We start from the raw sequence: 16532 nt of genomic DNA, 5'->3' as shown, positions 1-16532 counted from the left end.
GGTAAAAAATGAAATTAAGCCAGACAGAATAGTCTAATTTTTATTCGTGTCTACGCATACTTTATAAGCATAAACAGATGAAGTTTGAAGCACTGCTTCAGTTTTTGAGGGTCGATCATGAATGCTGCGCTTTTGTCTCAAGTCTACGAAGCGATGACTCAATTTGATATTGAGCGAGCTATTACACTGGTTGCGGGCATGAAAAAGGCAGATATTGCCGAAGTGTTAGAACACATGCCAGCACAATTCAGTTGTCAGCTTTTAGAACACTTGCCGCGCCGTGCGAAAATCTTTGCCAAAATTGATCCTGCTTATCAAGCTAAGTTGGTACATGAGTTTTCACGAGCGAGTTTAGCTGAAATCGTATCTGAAATGCCCTCAGATAAGCGCACCGATTTATTCAAACGTCTGGATTCTCAAGAACAACAAGCTTTGCTACCCGCGTTGGCTCAAGCACAACGCGAAGATATACGCCGTCTTTCGACTTATCAGGAGGAAACCGCTGGCGCAATCATGAGCTCAGAATATGTCACACTAAATCAGGACATGACTGTTGCTGAGGCGATGCAGACGATCAGGTTACAGGCACCTGATGCAGAAACCATTTATGAATCTTATATTATTGATGAAAAACGTCATCTGATCGGGGTTGTTTCATTGCATGAACTCGTTTTAGCGCCCTTACAACAGTTGATTCGAGAGTTAATGAATACTGATGTGATTAGTGCCTATGTGGATGATGATCAAGATGAAGTTGCTAAGAAAATCGCGCATTATGACTTAATTGCACTTCCAGTAATTGACCATCAAGGGACTTTGTTGGGTATTGTAACTTATGACGATGCTATGGATGTCGCCAGTGAAGAAGCCAGTGAGGACTTTTTAAAAGTGGGTGGGGTAGAGGCTTCAGCCCCCAGTTTAAATATCAAGGAAGCATCGCTTTTCTTACTTTATCGTAAAAGAGTATTTTGGCTGGTGATCCTGGTCTTTGGCAGTTTGTTATCAGGTTTAGGGATTTCACATTTTGAATCGGTGATTCAATCTAATATTGTATTGGTTTTTTTCTTGCCATTACTGGTTGGAAGTGGAGGGAACGCAGGCTCGCAATCGGCAACTTTGATGGTTAGAGCTTTAGCCACGGGTGACGTGGTCATGAAAGACTGGTTTAAATTGCTTGGTCGAGAATGTCTGGTCGCCTTAGGATTAGGAATTACCATGGCGATTGCAGTCGCAATATTAGGCTATATTCGTGGCGATGCGATGGTCGCATTAGTGCTCATTTTAAGCATGATCGGCATTGTCTTGATTGGTAGTATCATTGGAATGAGTTTGCCTTTTATTTTAGATAAACTCGGTTTAGACCCTGCTAGTGCATCAGCTCCATTGGTCACTTCGATTTGTGATGCAACAGGAGTGATCATTTATTTATTTATTGCTGCTCAGTTGTTGAATCAAGTGAACATCTAGAGAATTAGGATCTAATGACATTTCATTCCTAGTTGCAATATCTGTGAAAGATCACCAGACTCTTGATGAAAGTCAGAACAAAAATACTGGAATGCATTAAACTACTTCAATCCATTTGATTTAGAGTTTTTATGACGGAACAAAAAAATTAACAGAACACGAAGTCATTAAGCTTGAGCGCGATTTGGCCAAGTTCGCCAATATGATGGATAGCGTGGTGCGTATTCCTTTTACCAAGCAAGGCGTAGGAGCAGATGCCGCCTTAAGTACAATTCCTTTTGCAGGCGATGCAGCAGGATTTGCGTTGACTTGTTATGCCATTTACAAAGCCAAGCAAATTGGCGTACCGCAACATAAGTTGAATCCAGTAATAAAGCTGGCTGCGATGGATGCGGTGGTAGGCTGTATTCCAGTCGCAGGAACATTATTTGATATTTTTATTCGCCCGAGTCGTAAGGCGCTGGATATCGTACATGAACATATTCGTGAAGAATACCAGATTCAAAGTCAATCACATGTGATACACCCGTATCTGCATGAAGCGCTGGAAAGAAAACAGCAACAGTCTGCATTTTGGCGAAATCCTGTGGTGAGCTGGATTTGGTTGCACTTACCAGATTTGATTGGGCTGATTTTTCTAATATTCTTAGTTGCGGGTCTGTGGATGGGAACGCATTATCTTTGGTCACTGTATCAAGGTCGTTAGTGATTGTGATCCCATCAATAAAAAATGCCAGTCAATCAGGACTGGCATTTCTCTTTTCATTGTTTCATTAATTTATGGACAATTTAATTGTTGTAACGCAGCAACACGTTGTTCAATGCTCGGATGAGTATGAAACAATGCGGCTAAACTAAAGCCTTGTTCTTTACCTTCAGCAATCGCAAATGCTTTCATTTCTTTTGGCATTTGATCAGGCAGTTCAGATTCAGCTTGTAGGCGTAACAACGCAGAGATCATGGCTTGTTTACCTGCTAAACGTGCACCTGCTTCATCGGCACGGTATTCGCGTTGGCGTGAAAACCATAGCACAATCGTTGAAGCCAAAATACCAAACACGATGTCCAGTACAATGGTCACGACAAAATAACCCATACCCGGCGCTTCGCCATCTTGACGACCAAATACGTTACGATCGATAAAATCACCAATCACGCGAGCAAAGAACATCACGAAGGCGTTGACGACACCTTGAATCAGAGCAAGTGTCACCATATCACCATTGGCAACGTGACCAATCTCATGTGCCAGTACTGCACGTAATTCGTCTTTATTCATCCGCTCAAGCAGACCACTTGACACAGATACAAGCGCATCGTTTTTGTTCCAGCCGGTTGCAAATGCATTGGACTGGTAAGAGGGGAAAATTCCCACTTCGGGCATTTGAATGCCTGCACGTTGCGAAAGTTCTGCAACCGTTTGCAATAACCATGCTTCCGCCTGATTACGTGGAGCATTCGGATCGATCAATTCTGTGCCTGTGGTTTTTTTCGCCATCCATTTAGACATGAACAGTGAAACGAGAGAGCCAACCATACCAAACACAAAACAGATGACCAAGAGGTTGCCTAGATTTAAGCCACCCGCGCCATGGTAACTACCGACACCGAAGAGTGACAAAATAATGCCAGCTACAACCAGTACCGCGAGGTTGGTTAGCAAAAACAAACCAATCCGCATCATTGAGTAAATCCTCTTTTAGGGTATTAAAATAAAATACAGCATGATCCTAAAATCATTAGGCTAAATATGAGGGGCTTTTCTTAAAAATTCAAGACCTATTATTTTATTTAAGGAATTTTTAAGTTAACTATTGTATGCGATCTAACTCTCTAATTTGAAATATGAATTCTGGCAGATGCTGTCGCATTATCAGTCACATAGGTGCCTGGAGCATCAGTAAAACTGTTATTCGACACAGAAATAACCTGACGACTATATTTAGTTGGGTTGTCGGTACGTGGATTAGCGGCTGTCGCTGAGCTATTATAATTGGCAGACTGGGCGATAATTTGAGGCGCTGGAGTGGTCGTCGAACTATTACTCACCCCTGAGGCGTAAAGATTGTTAAAGCGACTGGTCACACGGTGCACATAGTCTTGTGTTTCACGAAAAGGGGGAATGCCACCATATTTATCGACATTACCTTCGCCTGCATTATACGCAGCCAATGCGAGTTGAGTATTACCATTAAAGCGTTTCAGCAACCAGCTTAAATATTTGGCGCCGCCAAAAATATTTTCGTAGGGATCATAAACATTAGACACATTAAAACGCTTTGCTGTCGCAGGCATCAGTTGCATTAAACCTTGTGCACCTACAGGCGAGCGGGCATTGGTATTAAAGCCAGATTCAGTATGCATGACGGCTTTAATCAAACCTTCAGAAATACCATGCTGTTGAGCCGCCTGACGAATAATTTGATCAAATGCATTCTTATTTTTACTATAGCTTGGTAAAACGGCGGCTTCAGAGCTGCCCCAGTTGCGATAAGAATGAATATTACTATCTGGATAATACGTGGCTTTAATTTTTGTCAGTGAGCGATCCGAACTTTTTCGATTGGTCAGTAAGGTGCCGCCCTCTCGATCCTTATAAATGTAAATTTGTCCAGCATGCGTAGCTACAGTCATTATACTGGTAACGACTGCCCCCAAAATAAAATGTAAAGAAAAATGCACACTCTTTTTCATTGTATATTATTCACTGTATCAAAATGTGTAACGTCACGTAATTTAGTTTAACAAAAAAAGTAAATTGGCTAGATTTGATGTTAGTTTTTTTAAAGCTGTTTGACAAATAAAATCAAGTTTTTTTGTCTGAATCTTCATCAAAAAAAAATTAAAAAATATTTTAGAAAAGTCTGCTTGACATGTTTAAAATGTTGAAAAATATAAATAAAAATAATTGATTAAAAAATGATCAATTTAAACAAAAGCCTTATTTTCACATCACAATACTTTGTCAAGCCTAAAGAAATCCACAATTTTATCCACAGGTTTTGTGGAAAACTGTGGAAAAGTCCAAAATATAAGCATCTTGACCAAATCTTACTCAATCAGGCTTAATTTTTTCTTTAAAGCTCACCAGTATAAATCTTAAAAATGACAAAGCTGAGAAATTAAAATTCTTTAGGTGCGCTTCATGGATGAATCGGATAAAATTATGCGGTATTTTTCTTATGGTAACGTGTGTCTATGTACTCGCCAGTTGAGTCCGATCAGGGATTTAATTTTAAACCTGAGCTGCCAACCAGTTCAGCATATTATCGTTTGCTCAAAAAACTTCGCCGTCAGGTGGGTCATGCGATTCGTGACTTTAAGATGATTGAGGATGGCGATAAAGTCATGGTGTGTGTGTCTGGTGGCAAAGACAGCTACACTTTGCTGGATATTTTATTGCAGTTTAAACGTATCGCGCCGATTAATTTTGATATCGTTGCAGTAAATTTGGACCAGAAACAGCCGGGTTTTCCAGAAGATGTTTTGCCACGTTATATGGAAGAAAATCATATTCCCTATTACATTTTGGAAAAAGACACCTATACCATTACCAAGCGTTTAACCCCTGAGGGTAAAACGTATTGTGCCGTTTGCTCACGGTTACGTCGTGGTTCGCTTTATGGTTTTGCTCAGGAAATAGGGGCGACCAAAGTTGCGCTTGGACATCATCGTGATGATATTATTGCGACTTTCTTTTTAAACCTGTTTCATGGCGGTAGTCTGAAGGCGATGCCACCCAAACTTTTATCTTCAGATAAAAAGAATATTTTGATTCGTCCTTTGGCGTATGTTGAAGAAAAAGACATCATCAAATATGCCGAAATGCGTCAGTTCCCAATTATCCCATGTAATTTGTGCGGTTCTCAGGAAAACCTGCAACGTGCCATGTTGAACGACATGTTACGTGAATGGGACAAACAGTACCCAAAACGCCTACACAGTATCTTTGGTGCTTTGCAAAATGTCTCACCATCACAATTGGCAGATCGTGAATTGTTTGATTTTGAAGTACTTGATTCACAACGTGAATTGGATTTTAAAGACCCTGAAGAAATCAAGAAAAAACTGGATGTTGTTAATCTTAGTTTTGCCGCTGAATAAGCCATTTAAATGCTAACTTACTTATAAGTTAGCATTTTTTTTACTCAATGAGTTTGAAAATAATCAGAAATGAATGGTGCGTACAAAAAAGGTTAGCTCAAAATAAAAAGAACGTGCTATAACAATGCACAAGCAAATTGCTTCAAAATGATGTTGTCTATGCTTGATTTAGTCAACACAAGGAATTGAACAAATATATTTGAGGAAAAAACATGCCTGCATTTTTAACTGATGACTGGTTTTCTACTGTCGACCAATTAACTGCTGAGGCAGGTGACTTAAATTTACCACCAGCATTGGCGAATTTGGCAATTAATCTTGTTGTTACCGATTCTACTGGCAACACCGAATTAGCTTTAGATGGCGGAAAAATTCAAAAGGGTTTGTCATCAAATGCAAAAACAACGTTGAATATGGATGCTGAAACTCTTCGTAAAGTGTTTCTAGAGTTTGATATGGCTGCGGCTATGCAGGCATTTATGACGGGTAAAATTAAAGTACAGGGTGATATGTCTCAATTGATGGCATTACAGACTGCTAAACCGAGTCAGGAACAAAAAACTTTGTTCAAAAAAGTGCTTGAACAAACAGCATAATAGTGCGGTATAAAAAAGCTTAGTCCGTCTGGACTAAGCTTTTTTCTAAACAGCAACAGACTTTAAGATAAATCCAAATATTAAACATCAATCCAGCGTTCACTGGTTTTAATGTGCTCTACATAGGCTCGAATGCGAGTGACATACTGTACAGCCTGACGATAACGACCATTACTGGCTTTATTACGATTTAAATAATCATAAAAAACGACCCAGTTATTTGGGTTTTTACCTTGGTTTTGTAAACGCTTCTGGATCTGACTAACGGCACCTGGCCCCATGTTATAAGCCACTAAGGCATACCAGTTACGGTCTGGGTAGGGGATATCCTGATATTGACTGAGCATCAGATCATAATATTTAGCGCCACCTTGAATACTTTGTGCTGGATCAACACGATCGGTTACACCCATCGCCCGTGCGGTATTGTTGGTGAGCATCATCAGCCCACGGACACCTGTAGGTGAAACTGAATTAGGTTTCAGATACGATTCCTGATAACCAATTGCAGCCAGTAGTTGCCAATCCAAATCATACTTTTCAGCAGTTTTCTTGAAACTTGCCTTATAGATCGGTAAGCGATTATCTAAATCACGTTTAATGGTGGGCCATGATTCAGGCGTGACCACGTTGCGATTATAAAATGACGCTAATTGGCCAGTAATACCGTTTTGTTTGCTTTGACAAATAAATCCACTGGCTGTTTGTGAAAGTGGATCGTCGGCATATTTAAATACCCAATTCAATTGAGTATTTAGACCATTTTTGGCCAAATTGGCGTCGTCACCGCAACTGGCTGAAAATGAAATCAAATGCTTATTTTCGACCGTTTTAAAAGTTGCAGTAGTCATGGCAAAGTTTGCTTTGCCTTGTGCAACCATATTTAAGGCGGTCGCATTGTCTTTCACAGTTTTAAAATTCAGCTTAACATTTAAACTTTTTGCATACTGTCTGGTAAGGTCATAACCAAAACCATGTAAAAACTGACCTTCTTTGAACACAGTCGTGGGAGATTCAACTGCGACAACGGTGAGTGTACTGCTATTTACGACATCATTATATTGATGTGTTTTCCCCGCATTAATACTATGAAAAGGAATGAGGGCGGTGCTTAGCGCTAAGGCTCTAAATGGGATGGACGGAAATAGTGAATTTAGGCCAAGCCTCGATCCAGTGGTTGAACTACTGTGCATGTTGTCTCCGCTACAGATAATTTACGCCCTAAAAATCCAGACAAAATGCTTCCAGATTTTCAACAAGTTGGTAAATCCAAGAGGGGTGGGCAGTCATGACGTCATTCAAAAAATGACTATAGAAAAACTGACACTATGTAGAAATACTACATAGTTTAAAAAATGACCAAATGTAAGTCAGGGCGAATAATAATCACCTTGAATCTAAATGTCAAATATTCTGCATAAAAAACATACCGACCAATTGCTAAGTTAATGATTTAAAAAAGAGATGTATTTATATAATTTCTACATGTTGAAATCACGGATAAAATGCTAATTCTTGTAAAGACAATGTTGTGTTTTAGTTGGTGGAGATCATGAAATTTCACTTAAAGAGCATCGTCGGCGCAAAACCAAACCAGTTGGCTTTTTTTAAAGGGCTGGTATGAGATTCATGCAGATGGATCTGAGTAACTGATCCCAATGATATACCAGTTTTTCTTGCCAGAAGGGGTTAAGACCTGTACTTCATCATCGATGCTTTTTCCTAAACACGCTTTTGCCATAGGTGACTGGAGGGAAATGTAATCTTTGCGACCATAAATTTCTTCATCGCCGACAATACGAAACTGAATGGTTTCTCCGTCATCATTTTCTAACGCCACCCATGCACCAAAATATGCTTTACCGTCTTGTTCGGGACTATATTCAACTTTGTGTGCAATCTCAAAAAGTTTGGTCAAGTATCTGATTCGACGATCAATTTCTCTTAATTTTCTTTTATTATAGTGGTAGTCTGCGTTTTCAGAGCGATCGCCGAGACTGGCTGCCCAAGACACAATACTAGTAATTTCAGGTCGTTCTTTACGTACCAGATGATTTAACTCATCTTGCAAACGTTGATAGCCTTCCGCTGTTAATAATTTTCGGTTCATCCACCCCTCCATATTTAAAAAAAGTAACTGATTGTACCAGTCCGCAAACTGGTGGTCATTTTTATCTCCAACAAGTTAAAACTGCATTGTAAAGTTTTGACAAGTTTTTTATGTTTTCAGCACTTTGAATAATGGAATGATCACAACCCGAGGTATCTTAAGCATAGGCTGTCGAGTTAAAGCCTGAGCTATACATCATACTGTATAGCGTTTACTCAAGCCTAAGTCCGCCAAGATACGACGATACATCGTTGAAGAGCGATCGGCTTCAAAATGTGCTTCCATCATCAAATCAAGCGGTAATTCTTCAGGCTTTTGTGCTTCCACCATGTCTTGATCCTCTGCAAAAATTTGTGCATTAAAGTCGTACACAGCTTGTAAATCACCTGTTGTGTCAAAATTACGAGTGAGTGGTACAAATAAACGAGTTTTATTATGAGAGATTGGACAGCAAGCATTTAAAATCTTGAGGATCCCATCATGAGGAAAATGAACAGTTAATATGGCCGAAAATGGTGGATAAACATCAAACACACGTTTCCATAAAAAACCTTCAGGAGCTAAATGCTGCAAACCGTGCGGGTAGTTACTTACATCGCTGACATATTCTGTTTGGAGGCCATAATCTGTTTTGATAGTTGAATATTTAGGAACGACAGGATTTTCACGGCTCGCAAAAGCTTCGTGATGTACCCATGCAAAATGTGCCACATCAATAAATCCTTCAAGCTGACGACCACTCGAACCTGCGATATCTACATAAGGTGGTAAAATGGCTTGATGAGCTGGATCTTCCCATGTATCAAGCACTGGGAAATGAGCAGATTCGACATCGTGGTTTTGGATGCTGGTCCAGATCAGCCCATATTTTTGCACAACAGGAAATTTGCTTAGACGAAATCGATCTGAAATCTTGGTGAGCTCTGGCTGTGCAGGTATTTTTGTACATTTGCCTGCTGCGTTATAGCGTAAACCATGATAAGGACATACAATTTCTTCACCTTCCACCCATCCTTTTGTTAAAGGAACACCACGATGTGGGCAAATATCCCGTACCAGATGAATGTCGCCAGATTCAGTTTTATACAATGCCATTTTGACATCTAACAATGTCACTTGTTGCGGTTGAGTTGAAACATCTTCAATGCGAGCCACTGGATACCAATGTTGAGAAAGAATTTCCCAATCCCGATCTTCGAATTGGCTATTGCACGGTTTATTGATTAAATTGATCACTGGGATGGCATTCATGGCTGCACCTTGTAGATAATTTTGCTGAGATTGGATGCAGTATTGAATAGATGCTGTATATTATCTATTAGAATGATTTGTATAAACTGTTCTAAAAAACAGAATGATCTTAAACGTGATGCATTTGCTAGGCCATGACATTGATGAACGTTCCATTTTCACGCTTTGCTGAGTACTTTTTGGTGGTGGCTGAAACCGAAAATTTACACAAAGCGGCAGAACAGCTTTTTATTTCTGTGTCAGCAGTGCACCGCCAAATAACGCTCGCTGAAGAACAATTAGATATTGCACTTTTTGAACGTTTGCCCAATGGTTTAAAACTAACGCTCGCAGGCGAATTACTTTATTCAGATTTATTACGTTGGAAAAAAGAATTTCAGCAAACCCGTATTCGTTTTGATGAGATACAGGGGCTAAAGCGTGGTTCTATCGAATTAGGATTGATTTCTGCTTTGAGTGATGGCTTTGTGATTGAATCCTTAGCCGATTTACAGCAGCAATATCCGTGGATTAGCTTCAATATTCATACCCATGAAAGTAAAGTGATTATTCAAAAAATTATCAACACCGAAATCGATTTTGGTTTGATTTTAGATCCTATCATTCATACTCAACTTGAGGTTTTATCTTTCATTGAAATTCCAATCGGTTTTGTCATGAGTCCAGATCATGCTCTTGCTACCCAGTCCAAACTCACACTGGCGGATACCTTTGAAAGTCGTCATATCATGGCAGATGCTCCTTTAATTATTCATGAGCGAGTGATGGCTATGTATAAAAAGCAGCATATCGTGCCTATACATCAAACCCTGACCAATGATATTCGTCTTATGATTTCCATGTTAAAAAGAAATATGGGCATTGCAATTTTAAGTTATCTGGATGTTTACACAGCGGTTGCAAATAAAGAGTTAGTGTTTGTTCCGATTCATGAAAAGGGCATTCAGCCTTTAACACTGGCGCTTTGTGCAGGGCAACGTCGTCAACTTTCCAGAATTTCTCAAATCTTGATACAACAATTGAGTCGAAAGATGGAAACATTAAAAGTCCATGTTAACGACCAAAAATAGTTTGTAAGCCTACTAAAGGCTTCACATGAATTAAAAATATCGGTTACTTATGGCTGATTTTGCTTAATGGCTTGCAAACCAGCTAGAGAGAACGTCATGAGATGTTGAAGTAATTGCTGTGAGTCCATCTGAGAAATATTTTGTAGCGGTGTTGGAACATTGTTGCTGGCAATAATCAGCATCATACATGGTGCAACGACACTTAGCACACAAGGCAAAATTGAGGGATGGTTTTCATCTAGTCCTGAGACCTGACTGATAATTTGGCGAATATAATGAAATTTTCTGGCACCATCATGTGCCATGAATTGTTCTAAATAAGGGGAAGGGGCAAATAACTCACGAATAAAAACTTTACTATGCCAAAGATCTTTTTCAACCAATTTCTGAATGAGTGTTTCAAAAAAAACTTCCAGTTTTCGAGTAGGAGAGAGTGAGCTTTGTACTAACTCCGCCAATTGCTGTTCGTCGATATAATGTCGATGGGCTTCTACCAAAACTGCTTTATATAAGCCATCTCGTCCTTCAAAATGATAATTAATTGCGGCAAGATCGACCTGAGCCAGTTGGGCAATTGCTTTATTGGTGGTTTGAGCTAAACCTTCTTGCGCAATTAAATGACCTGCTGCTTCAATAATTTTCGCTTTTGTTAAATCACCATCGCGGCGACGAGATCTGGACATAAGATAACCTAAATCAAATTTTGCTTTTTAAGTATATATTTTTTTGTCAAGTTGAGGTAATTTAAATTTAAATTGAATTTAAACTTTAATAATTTTATTCAAGGCGACTCACATGAAGAAAAGTGTCATTTTGACTATATTGGTCGTTCTGATCATTGCCCTAGCATTTGTAGCCTATTGGTATTGGAATAAAGATAAATCTTCAGAACAGGAGTTGACCTTGTATGGCAATGTTGATATTCGACAAGTGTCATTGGCGTTTGAACAGGCGGGGCGTATTCAGCGCTTAAATGTTCAGGAAGGTGATCAAGTTCATCAAGGGCAAATATTGGCAGAGCTTAATACCGATGCACTTGATATACAAAAACAACAAGCACAAGCGCAATTGAATGTACAAAAACAAGCCGTTATTGCACAGCAAGTAGGCACTCGACCTGAACAAATTACCCAAGCTCAAGCACAGTTGGCTTCTGCACAAGCACAGCTTGAAAAAGCCACTAAAGATGTTCAGCGTTTACAGTCATTGAGTAATAGTACCGCAGGGCAAGCCATGAGTCAGCAGGAACTCGATTTTGCTAGAGCCAGCCAGAAGACTGCTGCTGCCACGGTCAAAGAACAACAAGCCAATCTTGTTTTGTTAGAAAAAGGGGCAAGGGCTGAAGATCGGGCTGCCACCAAAGCACAATTTGACGTCAGTCAGGCGAATCTGAATTTGATTGAATATCAATTAAGCCAAAGTGTATTACGTTCACCAGTCAATGCTGTAGTACGCGCTAGATTACAAGAAGTAGGGGATATGACCACTGCTCAAAAAGTCGTTTATACACTGGCACTCACAGATCCTAAATGGGTACGTGTCTATGCCAATGAACAGCAATTGGGTTTAATTAAAATGGGAAATCAGGCGCAAATTTTTCGTGATTCACAACCAAACCAGCCGATTTCAGGCAAGATTGGTTACATCTCTTCTGTAGCAGAATTTACACCAAAAACAGTGCAAACCGAGGATATTCGAACCACTTTGGTTTATGAGGTTCGAGTTTATGTAAATGATCCTCACGACCAATTAAAAATGGGTCAACCTGTGACTGTTAAAATTGCCAAGACGCAGTGAGTAATTATTTATGAATGACTTGCTAAACCATACATCTGATGTGGTGATTACGCAAAATTTGCGACAGGTCTTTCGCGCAGAAAATAAAAAAATGCCTGATATTTGTGCTCTTCAGGATTTAAATATACAAATAAGATCAGGGCAACTGACTGCTTTGGTCGGACCAGATGGTGCAGGGAAAACCACATTTTTGCGTTTAATCGCGGGGTTGTATCAACCCACTTCAGGTTCTTTACAGGTACTAGGGATTGATATTTGCCAAAATCCGCAAGCCGTACAGAATCGTATTAGTTATATGCCACAACGATTTGGTTTATATGAAGATTTAACTGTTCAGGAAAATTTAGACCTCTACGCAGATTTGCATGGCGTTCCTCTTGAAATACGCAAACAACGTTTTGCTCGATTATTAGAGATTACAGATCTTAGTAAGTTTACCCAAAGACCCGCGGGCAATCTATCTGGTGGTATGAAACAAAAACTGGGTTTAGCTTGTACTTTGGTCCGATCACCCGAGTTATTACTTTTGGATGAACCCAGTGTAGGGGTTGATCCTTTGTCCAGACGTGATTTATGGCTGATTATTGAACAGCTAGTGAAAGAAGAAAGTTTAAGCGTAATTATCAGTACCGCATATATGGATGAAGCCGAACGCTGCGCTGAAGTTTATGTGATGTATGACGGGAAAATACTGCAACAAGGAACGCCACAGTATTTAAGCGAGCAGGTTCGAGGACTAACGTGGCAGGTCAAGCCGCCCGAGCAGATGAAAGCACGAGAACTACAAGCCCATTTATTGGACAATCATTCATATATTACGGACGCGGTACCTAAAGGAGATGAAGTTCGATTTATTACCCGTCCTGATCATCCTAAATTACCCGATGAACAATTACCAAAGGGCGCGGTAGTTTCAGCTCGAGAACCTGAACTTGAAGATGCTTTTATGTGGTTTTTACATCAGGCACAGCAACATGCTCCTACCACGCTTCAGTCCGCACATGATTCGGTTTCTACGGTGCAAATGACGGATGTTCAAGTGGCTAATGTGCAAGTGGCTAAGGTACCAGTTGAGTCTGTAATTGTCGTTAAAGATTTAGTACGAAAGTTTGGGGATTTTACCGCTGTGGCTAGCACCTCTTTTGATGTCAAACGAGGAGAAATTTTTGGTTTGCTTGGCCCAAATGGTGCGGGTAAAACCACGACATTTAGAATGCTATGCGGGTTGTTACCTGCAACAAGCGGGACACTTGAAGTTGCTGGATTAAATTTGCGTCATGCTCGAGCAAAAGCACGGGCGCGTATTGGTTATGTTTCCCAAAAATTCGCACTCTATGGAAATTTAACAGTTCTGGAAAATTTAAAATTTTTTGGTGGAGCTTATGGTTTATCGGGCAATAAGCTCAAACAACAAATTGAAAAAGCCTTACAACAATTTGAACTTCAGCCACAAGCCAGAAGTGGTGATTTACCCAATGGATTTAAACAGCGCTTGTCGATGGCAGCTGCTTTATTGCATCAACCAGAAATTGTCTTTCTGGACGAACCGACAAGTGGCATTGATCCTTTAGCCAGACGAGCCTTTTGGTACACCATTGGGAAACTAGCTGATCAGGGTATGACGATTATTATTACTACGCACTTTATGGAAGAAGCAGAATATTGTGACCGTATTGCGATACAGGATGCTGGCAAGATGCTGGCTTTGGGTTCTCCAAAACAAGTTCGTCGACAAGCAGGCACAGGCAGTAGTAGTGATATGAATCGCGCGTTTATTGCAATTGTAGAGCAATCTCGTGCCCATCAGCAGGAGCCGGTCTGATGAAATGGTCAGCTTCCATTTTACGTGTGGCTGCTTTAACGCGTAAGGAAATCCAGCAACTACTCAGAGATAAAAGTAGTTTAGCAATTGGTCTGATTTTACCGCTAATTTTGATTCTATTATTTGGTTATGGCTTATCTTTCGACTTAAATAATGGCCGGGTAGGCGTGGTCGCACAAAATATTACGCCTCAAAGTCAGCAATTACTTGCAGGTTTAAATGGAACGCCCTATATCACCGCAACGCCTTATAGCAGTTTTTATCAAGCTGAACAGGCGATGGGACGCGCTGAAATAGATGCTATTGTCAATTTACCTTCTGATTTTGCACAGCAAAGCGCACAAAATACTGCAACCATACAAGTCATTACTAATGGTCGATCAACCACCATTGCCTCTGCTTTACAGGGATATATTTCAGGTGCATTGCAAACAGCGCAAATCATTCAGTCTGATCGAAATAATATGGGCTCAATGCTGGGCCTGATCAGTGTCGAACAGCGTATGTGGTTTAATGAGTCAGCAAATAGTACTTGGTTTTTAGTTCCTGGATTAATGGTATTGGTATTGACCTTGATTGGTGCATTTCTCACTGGATTATTAATCGCGAGGGAGCGAGAGCGGGGAACGCTCGAAGCTTTATTTGTGACACCAGTTCGACCATTGGAAATTGTTTTATCCAAATTGATTCCTTATATCGTGATTGGCATGATCGATATTGTGATGTGTTTATTGGCTGCCAGTTTGATTTTTGATGTTCCCATTCGTGGCTCATTACTTTCGATTATGAGTGCTTCATTTTTATATTTATTGGTTTCATTGTTATTGGGATTGACGATTTCAGGTTTTTCTAGCAGCCAGTTTCAAGCTAGTCAAATCGCTTTATTGGTCAGTTTTATGCCAGCAATGATGTTATCGGGATTTGTTTTTGATACACGAAATTTACCTTGGTTGGTGCAAACGATTAGCCAAATTTTGCCTGCGACTCATTTTATGTCTTTAATTAAAACGCTATTTTTAGGCGGAGATGACTGGGGACTTTGGCTAAAAGAATGTGGCATTTTGATGGTGTATGTCGTGATTTTAATGACAGCATCCTGTCGATCACTCAAAAAACGTCTGGAGTAACAGCCATGATACATAATTTCGTGATGTGGTTGAATTACTTGATGGTATTAGTCAAAAAGGAATTCCTGACCATTTTTAGTGATCCTGCCAATCGGGTCATTTTATTTGCACCTGCCTTGATTCAGGCTTTATTGTTTGGCTATGCCGCAAATTACGATGTAAACCGAGTGGATTATGCGGTCTTGGATCAAAGTAAGACGCAAGCTTCTCAACAGTTATTATCACGTCTGGATGGCTCTGGTATTTTTCATCGAACAGCCACTCTTCAGGATCATTCACAGATTAAAGAAGTAATTGATCAGCGAACAGCTTTAGCTGTGATTAGTATCCCTTCTGATTTCGAAGATAAGCTCAACCGTGCTCAATCCTCACCTATACAGGTAATTTTAGATGGACGTAATTCCTCAACCGCAGGAATGGCAGGCACTTATATCACTAATGTTGTGAGTTCTTTAAATCAGGAGCGTTTGGGAAATATAACGCCTTTTCAACTGGAAATACGCACATGGTATAACCCAAATCAGGAGTCCAGATGGGGGATTATGCCTTCATTAATTGCTGCTTTGAGTATGATGCAAACTTTATTATTGTCCTCACTTTCAGTTGCGCGAGAACGCGAACAAGGGACATTTGACCAGCTTTTAGTGACTCCTTATACCCCGCTTCACATCATGATTGGTAAAGCATTACCCCCTATTTTTATTGGTTTAATACAATCGACTATTATTTTATTGATTATTATGTTCTGGTTCGATATTCCCATGAATGGTTCTTTGGGACTTTTATATTTTGGTTTGTTGTGTTTTAACATTGCGGTAGTGGGTGTGGGTTTATCAATTTCTGCAATTTCCCTCAATATGCAACAGGCGATGTTATTTACTTTCTTTTTGATCATGCCTTTAATGTTGTTATCCGGATTGCTAACCCCTATACAGAATATGCCACATGTTCTACAAATTGCGACGTATGCCAATCCTTTACGTTTTGGAATTGATTTGGTGCAAAGGGTTTATCTGGAAGGAGCAACTTTTAAACAGGTAAAAAATGATTTTGTACCTATGTTTGTCTTAGCAATTATTACTTTGCCATTGGCTGCGTGGCTATTTAGAAATCGTTTATCTTAAATAATGTTTGGATAGTTTTATTATTTTTCATACTGTATTTTACTAGCTGAGAATAAGGATTAAA

The 16532-nt window shown here is 39.8% G+C and carries 15 protein-coding genes; 9 read left to right on the top strand and 6 right to left on the bottom strand.

Going from position 1 to position 16532, the window contains the following annotated elements; translation table 11 throughout:
- Window positions 1-117: 117 nt before the first annotated feature.
- Window positions 118-1467: a magnesium transporter gene (mgtE, locus tag EGS47_RS18220; protein ID WP_119686969.1), complete on the top strand. Its 1350-nt coding sequence runs from the start codon at window positions 118-120 to the stop codon at window positions 1465-1467.
- A 166-nt stretch (window positions 1468-1633) separates the two neighbouring features.
- The gene (locus tag EGS47_RS18215; protein ID WP_125269859.1) at window positions 1634-2173 is read left to right on the top strand and encodes a DUF4112 domain-containing protein; all 540 of its coding nucleotides are present in this window, start codon (window positions 1634-1636) and stop codon (window positions 2171-2173) included.
- A gap of 72 nt (window positions 2174-2245) precedes the next feature.
- On the opposite strand, the gene htpX is transcribed toward EGS47_RS18215, so the two are convergent.
- Together htpX and EGS47_RS18205 are read right to left on the bottom strand one after the other, a co-directional pair.
- Window positions 2246-3151, bottom strand: coding sequence for a protease HtpX (gene htpX / locus EGS47_RS18210; RefSeq protein WP_004990141.1), 906 nt, complete (start codon window positions 3149-3151; stop codon window positions 2246-2248).
- A gap of 149 nt (window positions 3152-3300) precedes the next feature.
- Window positions 3301-4161 carry a lytic transglycosylase domain-containing protein gene (locus tag EGS47_RS18205; RefSeq protein ID WP_119686967.1) on the bottom strand — a complete coding sequence of 287 codons (861 nt, stop codon included), beginning with the start codon at window positions 4159-4161 and terminating at the stop codon, window positions 3301-3303.
- 504 nt (window positions 4162-4665) lie between these two features.
- On the opposite strand from EGS47_RS18205, the gene ttcA reads away from it, so the two are divergent.
- Together ttcA and EGS47_RS18195 are read left to right on the top strand one after the other, a co-directional pair.
- Complete coding sequence (gene ttcA, locus EGS47_RS18200) at window positions 4666-5571, top strand: tRNA 2-thiocytidine(32) synthetase TtcA (RefSeq protein ID WP_004990137.1); 906 nt, start codon at window positions 4666-4668, stop codon at window positions 5569-5571.
- Between the two features lie 212 nt (window positions 5572-5783).
- Complete coding sequence (locus EGS47_RS18195; protein WP_004990135.1) at window positions 5784-6167, top strand: SCP2 sterol-binding domain-containing protein; 384 nt, start codon at window positions 5784-5786, stop codon at window positions 6165-6167.
- 80 nt (window positions 6168-6247) lie between these two features.
- Here the strand turns inward: EGS47_RS18195 and EGS47_RS18190 are convergent, their stop codons facing one another.
- The 3 genes from EGS47_RS18190 to EGS47_RS18180 all read right to left on the bottom strand — a co-directional run bounded on the left by EGS47_RS18190 (window position 6248) and on the right by EGS47_RS18180 (window position 9528).
- Entirely contained in the window at window positions 6248-7360 is a 1113-nt protein-coding gene (locus EGS47_RS18190; protein WP_004990131.1) for a transglycosylase SLT domain-containing protein, read from the bottom strand.
- Between the two features lie 434 nt (window positions 7361-7794).
- Window positions 7795-8277: a transcription elongation factor GreB gene (greB, locus tag EGS47_RS18185; protein WP_005003461.1), complete on the bottom strand. Its 483-nt coding sequence runs from the start codon at window positions 8275-8277 to the stop codon at window positions 7795-7797.
- Window positions 8278-8472: 195 nt separating this feature from the next.
- The gene (locus tag EGS47_RS18180; protein WP_005003462.1) at window positions 8473-9528 is read right to left on the bottom strand and encodes an aromatic ring-hydroxylating oxygenase subunit alpha; all 1056 of its coding nucleotides are present in this window, start codon (window positions 9526-9528) and stop codon (window positions 8473-8475) included.
- 143 nt (window positions 9529-9671) lie between these two features.
- Here EGS47_RS18180 and EGS47_RS18175 point away from each other — a divergent pair, with 143 nt between their 5' ends.
- The gene (locus EGS47_RS18175) at window positions 9672-10598 is read left to right on the top strand and encodes a LysR family transcriptional regulator (protein ID WP_125269858.1); all 927 of its coding nucleotides are present in this window, start codon (window positions 9672-9674) and stop codon (window positions 10596-10598) included.
- A 47-nt stretch (window positions 10599-10645) separates the two neighbouring features.
- Here the strand turns inward: EGS47_RS18175 and EGS47_RS18170 are convergent, their stop codons facing one another.
- Window positions 10646-11281, bottom strand: coding sequence for a TetR/AcrR family transcriptional regulator (locus tag EGS47_RS18170; protein WP_004990122.1), 636 nt, complete (start codon window positions 11279-11281; stop codon window positions 10646-10648).
- A gap of 112 nt (window positions 11282-11393) precedes the next feature.
- Between EGS47_RS18170 and EGS47_RS18165 the strand changes: the two genes are divergently transcribed.
- From EGS47_RS18165 to EGS47_RS18150, 4 genes are read left to right on the top strand one after another with little or no spacing between them, the layout of a single operon-like run.
- A complete protein-coding gene (locus EGS47_RS18165) occupies window positions 11394-12395 on the top strand; it encodes a biotin/lipoyl-binding protein (RefSeq protein ID WP_004990120.1) in 1002 nt (333 codons plus the stop codon).
- 10 nt (window positions 12396-12405) lie between these two features.
- Entirely contained in the window at window positions 12406-14217 is a 1812-nt protein-coding gene (locus EGS47_RS18160; protein WP_125269857.1) for an ATP-binding cassette domain-containing protein, read from the top strand.
- Window positions 14217-15344 carry an ABC transporter permease gene (locus tag EGS47_RS18155; RefSeq protein ID WP_005003468.1) on the top strand — a complete coding sequence of 376 codons (1128 nt, stop codon included), beginning with the start codon at window positions 14217-14219 and terminating at the stop codon, window positions 15342-15344. Before EGS47_RS18160 ends, EGS47_RS18155 begins: the two co-directional genes overlap by 1 nt.
- A gap of 5 nt (window positions 15345-15349) precedes the next feature.
- Window positions 15350-16468, top strand: coding sequence for an ABC transporter permease (locus EGS47_RS18150; RefSeq protein ID WP_005003471.1), 1119 nt, complete (start codon window positions 15350-15352; stop codon window positions 16466-16468).
- The last annotated feature ends 64 nt before the right edge of the window (window positions 16469-16532 follow it).

The organism is Acinetobacter sp. FDAARGOS_515 (assembly GCF_003938865.1).
Lineage (GTDB): Bacteria > Pseudomonadota > Gammaproteobacteria > Pseudomonadales > Moraxellaceae > Acinetobacter > Acinetobacter ursingii.
The sequence above is the reverse complement of the archived record's forward strand: the minus strand, read 5'-3'. Positions and strand labels throughout refer to the sequence as shown.

What these genes read in the sequence shown, in the direction of transcription:
- mgtE (WP_119686969.1), top strand. Translation starts at nt 118, where the DNA reads ATGAATGCTGCGCTTTTGTCTCAAGTCTACGAAGCGATGACTCAATTT.
- htpX (WP_004990141.1), bottom strand. Translation starts at nt 3,151, where the DNA reads ATGATGCGGATTGGTTTGTTTTTGCTAACCAACCTCGCGGTACTGGTT.
- EGS47_RS18205 (WP_119686967.1), bottom strand. Translation starts at nt 4,161, where the DNA reads ATGAAAAAGAGTGTGCATTTTTCTTTACATTTTATTTTGGGGGCAGTC.
- ttcA (WP_004990137.1), top strand. Translation starts at nt 4,666, where the DNA reads ATGTACTCGCCAGTTGAGTCCGATCAGGGATTTAATTTTAAACCTGAG.
- EGS47_RS18195 (WP_004990135.1), top strand. Translation starts at nt 5,784, where the DNA reads ATGCCTGCATTTTTAACTGATGACTGGTTTTCTACTGTCGACCAATTA.
- EGS47_RS18190 (WP_004990131.1), bottom strand. Translation starts at nt 7,360, where the DNA reads ATGCACAGTAGTTCAACCACTGGATCGAGGCTTGGCCTAAATTCACTA.
- greB (WP_005003461.1), bottom strand. Translation starts at nt 8,277, where the DNA reads ATGAACCGAAAATTATTAACAGCGGAAGGCTATCAACGTTTGCAAGAT.
- EGS47_RS18180 (WP_005003462.1), bottom strand. Translation starts at nt 9,528, where the DNA reads ATGAATGCCATCCCAGTGATCAATTTAATCAATAAACCGTGCAATAGC.
- EGS47_RS18175 (WP_125269858.1), top strand. Translation starts at nt 9,672, where the DNA reads ATGAACGTTCCATTTTCACGCTTTGCTGAGTACTTTTTGGTGGTGGCT.
- EGS47_RS18170 (WP_004990122.1), bottom strand. Translation starts at nt 11,281, where the DNA reads ATGTCCAGATCTCGTCGCCGCGATGGTGATTTAACAAAAGCGAAAATT.
- EGS47_RS18165 (WP_004990120.1), top strand. Translation starts at nt 11,394, where the DNA reads ATGAAGAAAAGTGTCATTTTGACTATATTGGTCGTTCTGATCATTGCC.
- EGS47_RS18160 (WP_125269857.1), top strand. Translation starts at nt 12,406, where the DNA reads ATGAATGACTTGCTAAACCATACATCTGATGTGGTGATTACGCAAAAT.
- EGS47_RS18155 (WP_005003468.1), top strand. Translation starts at nt 14,217, where the DNA reads ATGAAATGGTCAGCTTCCATTTTACGTGTGGCTGCTTTAACGCGTAAG.
- EGS47_RS18150 (WP_005003471.1), top strand. Translation starts at nt 15,350, where the DNA reads ATGATACATAATTTCGTGATGTGGTTGAATTACTTGATGGTATTAGTC.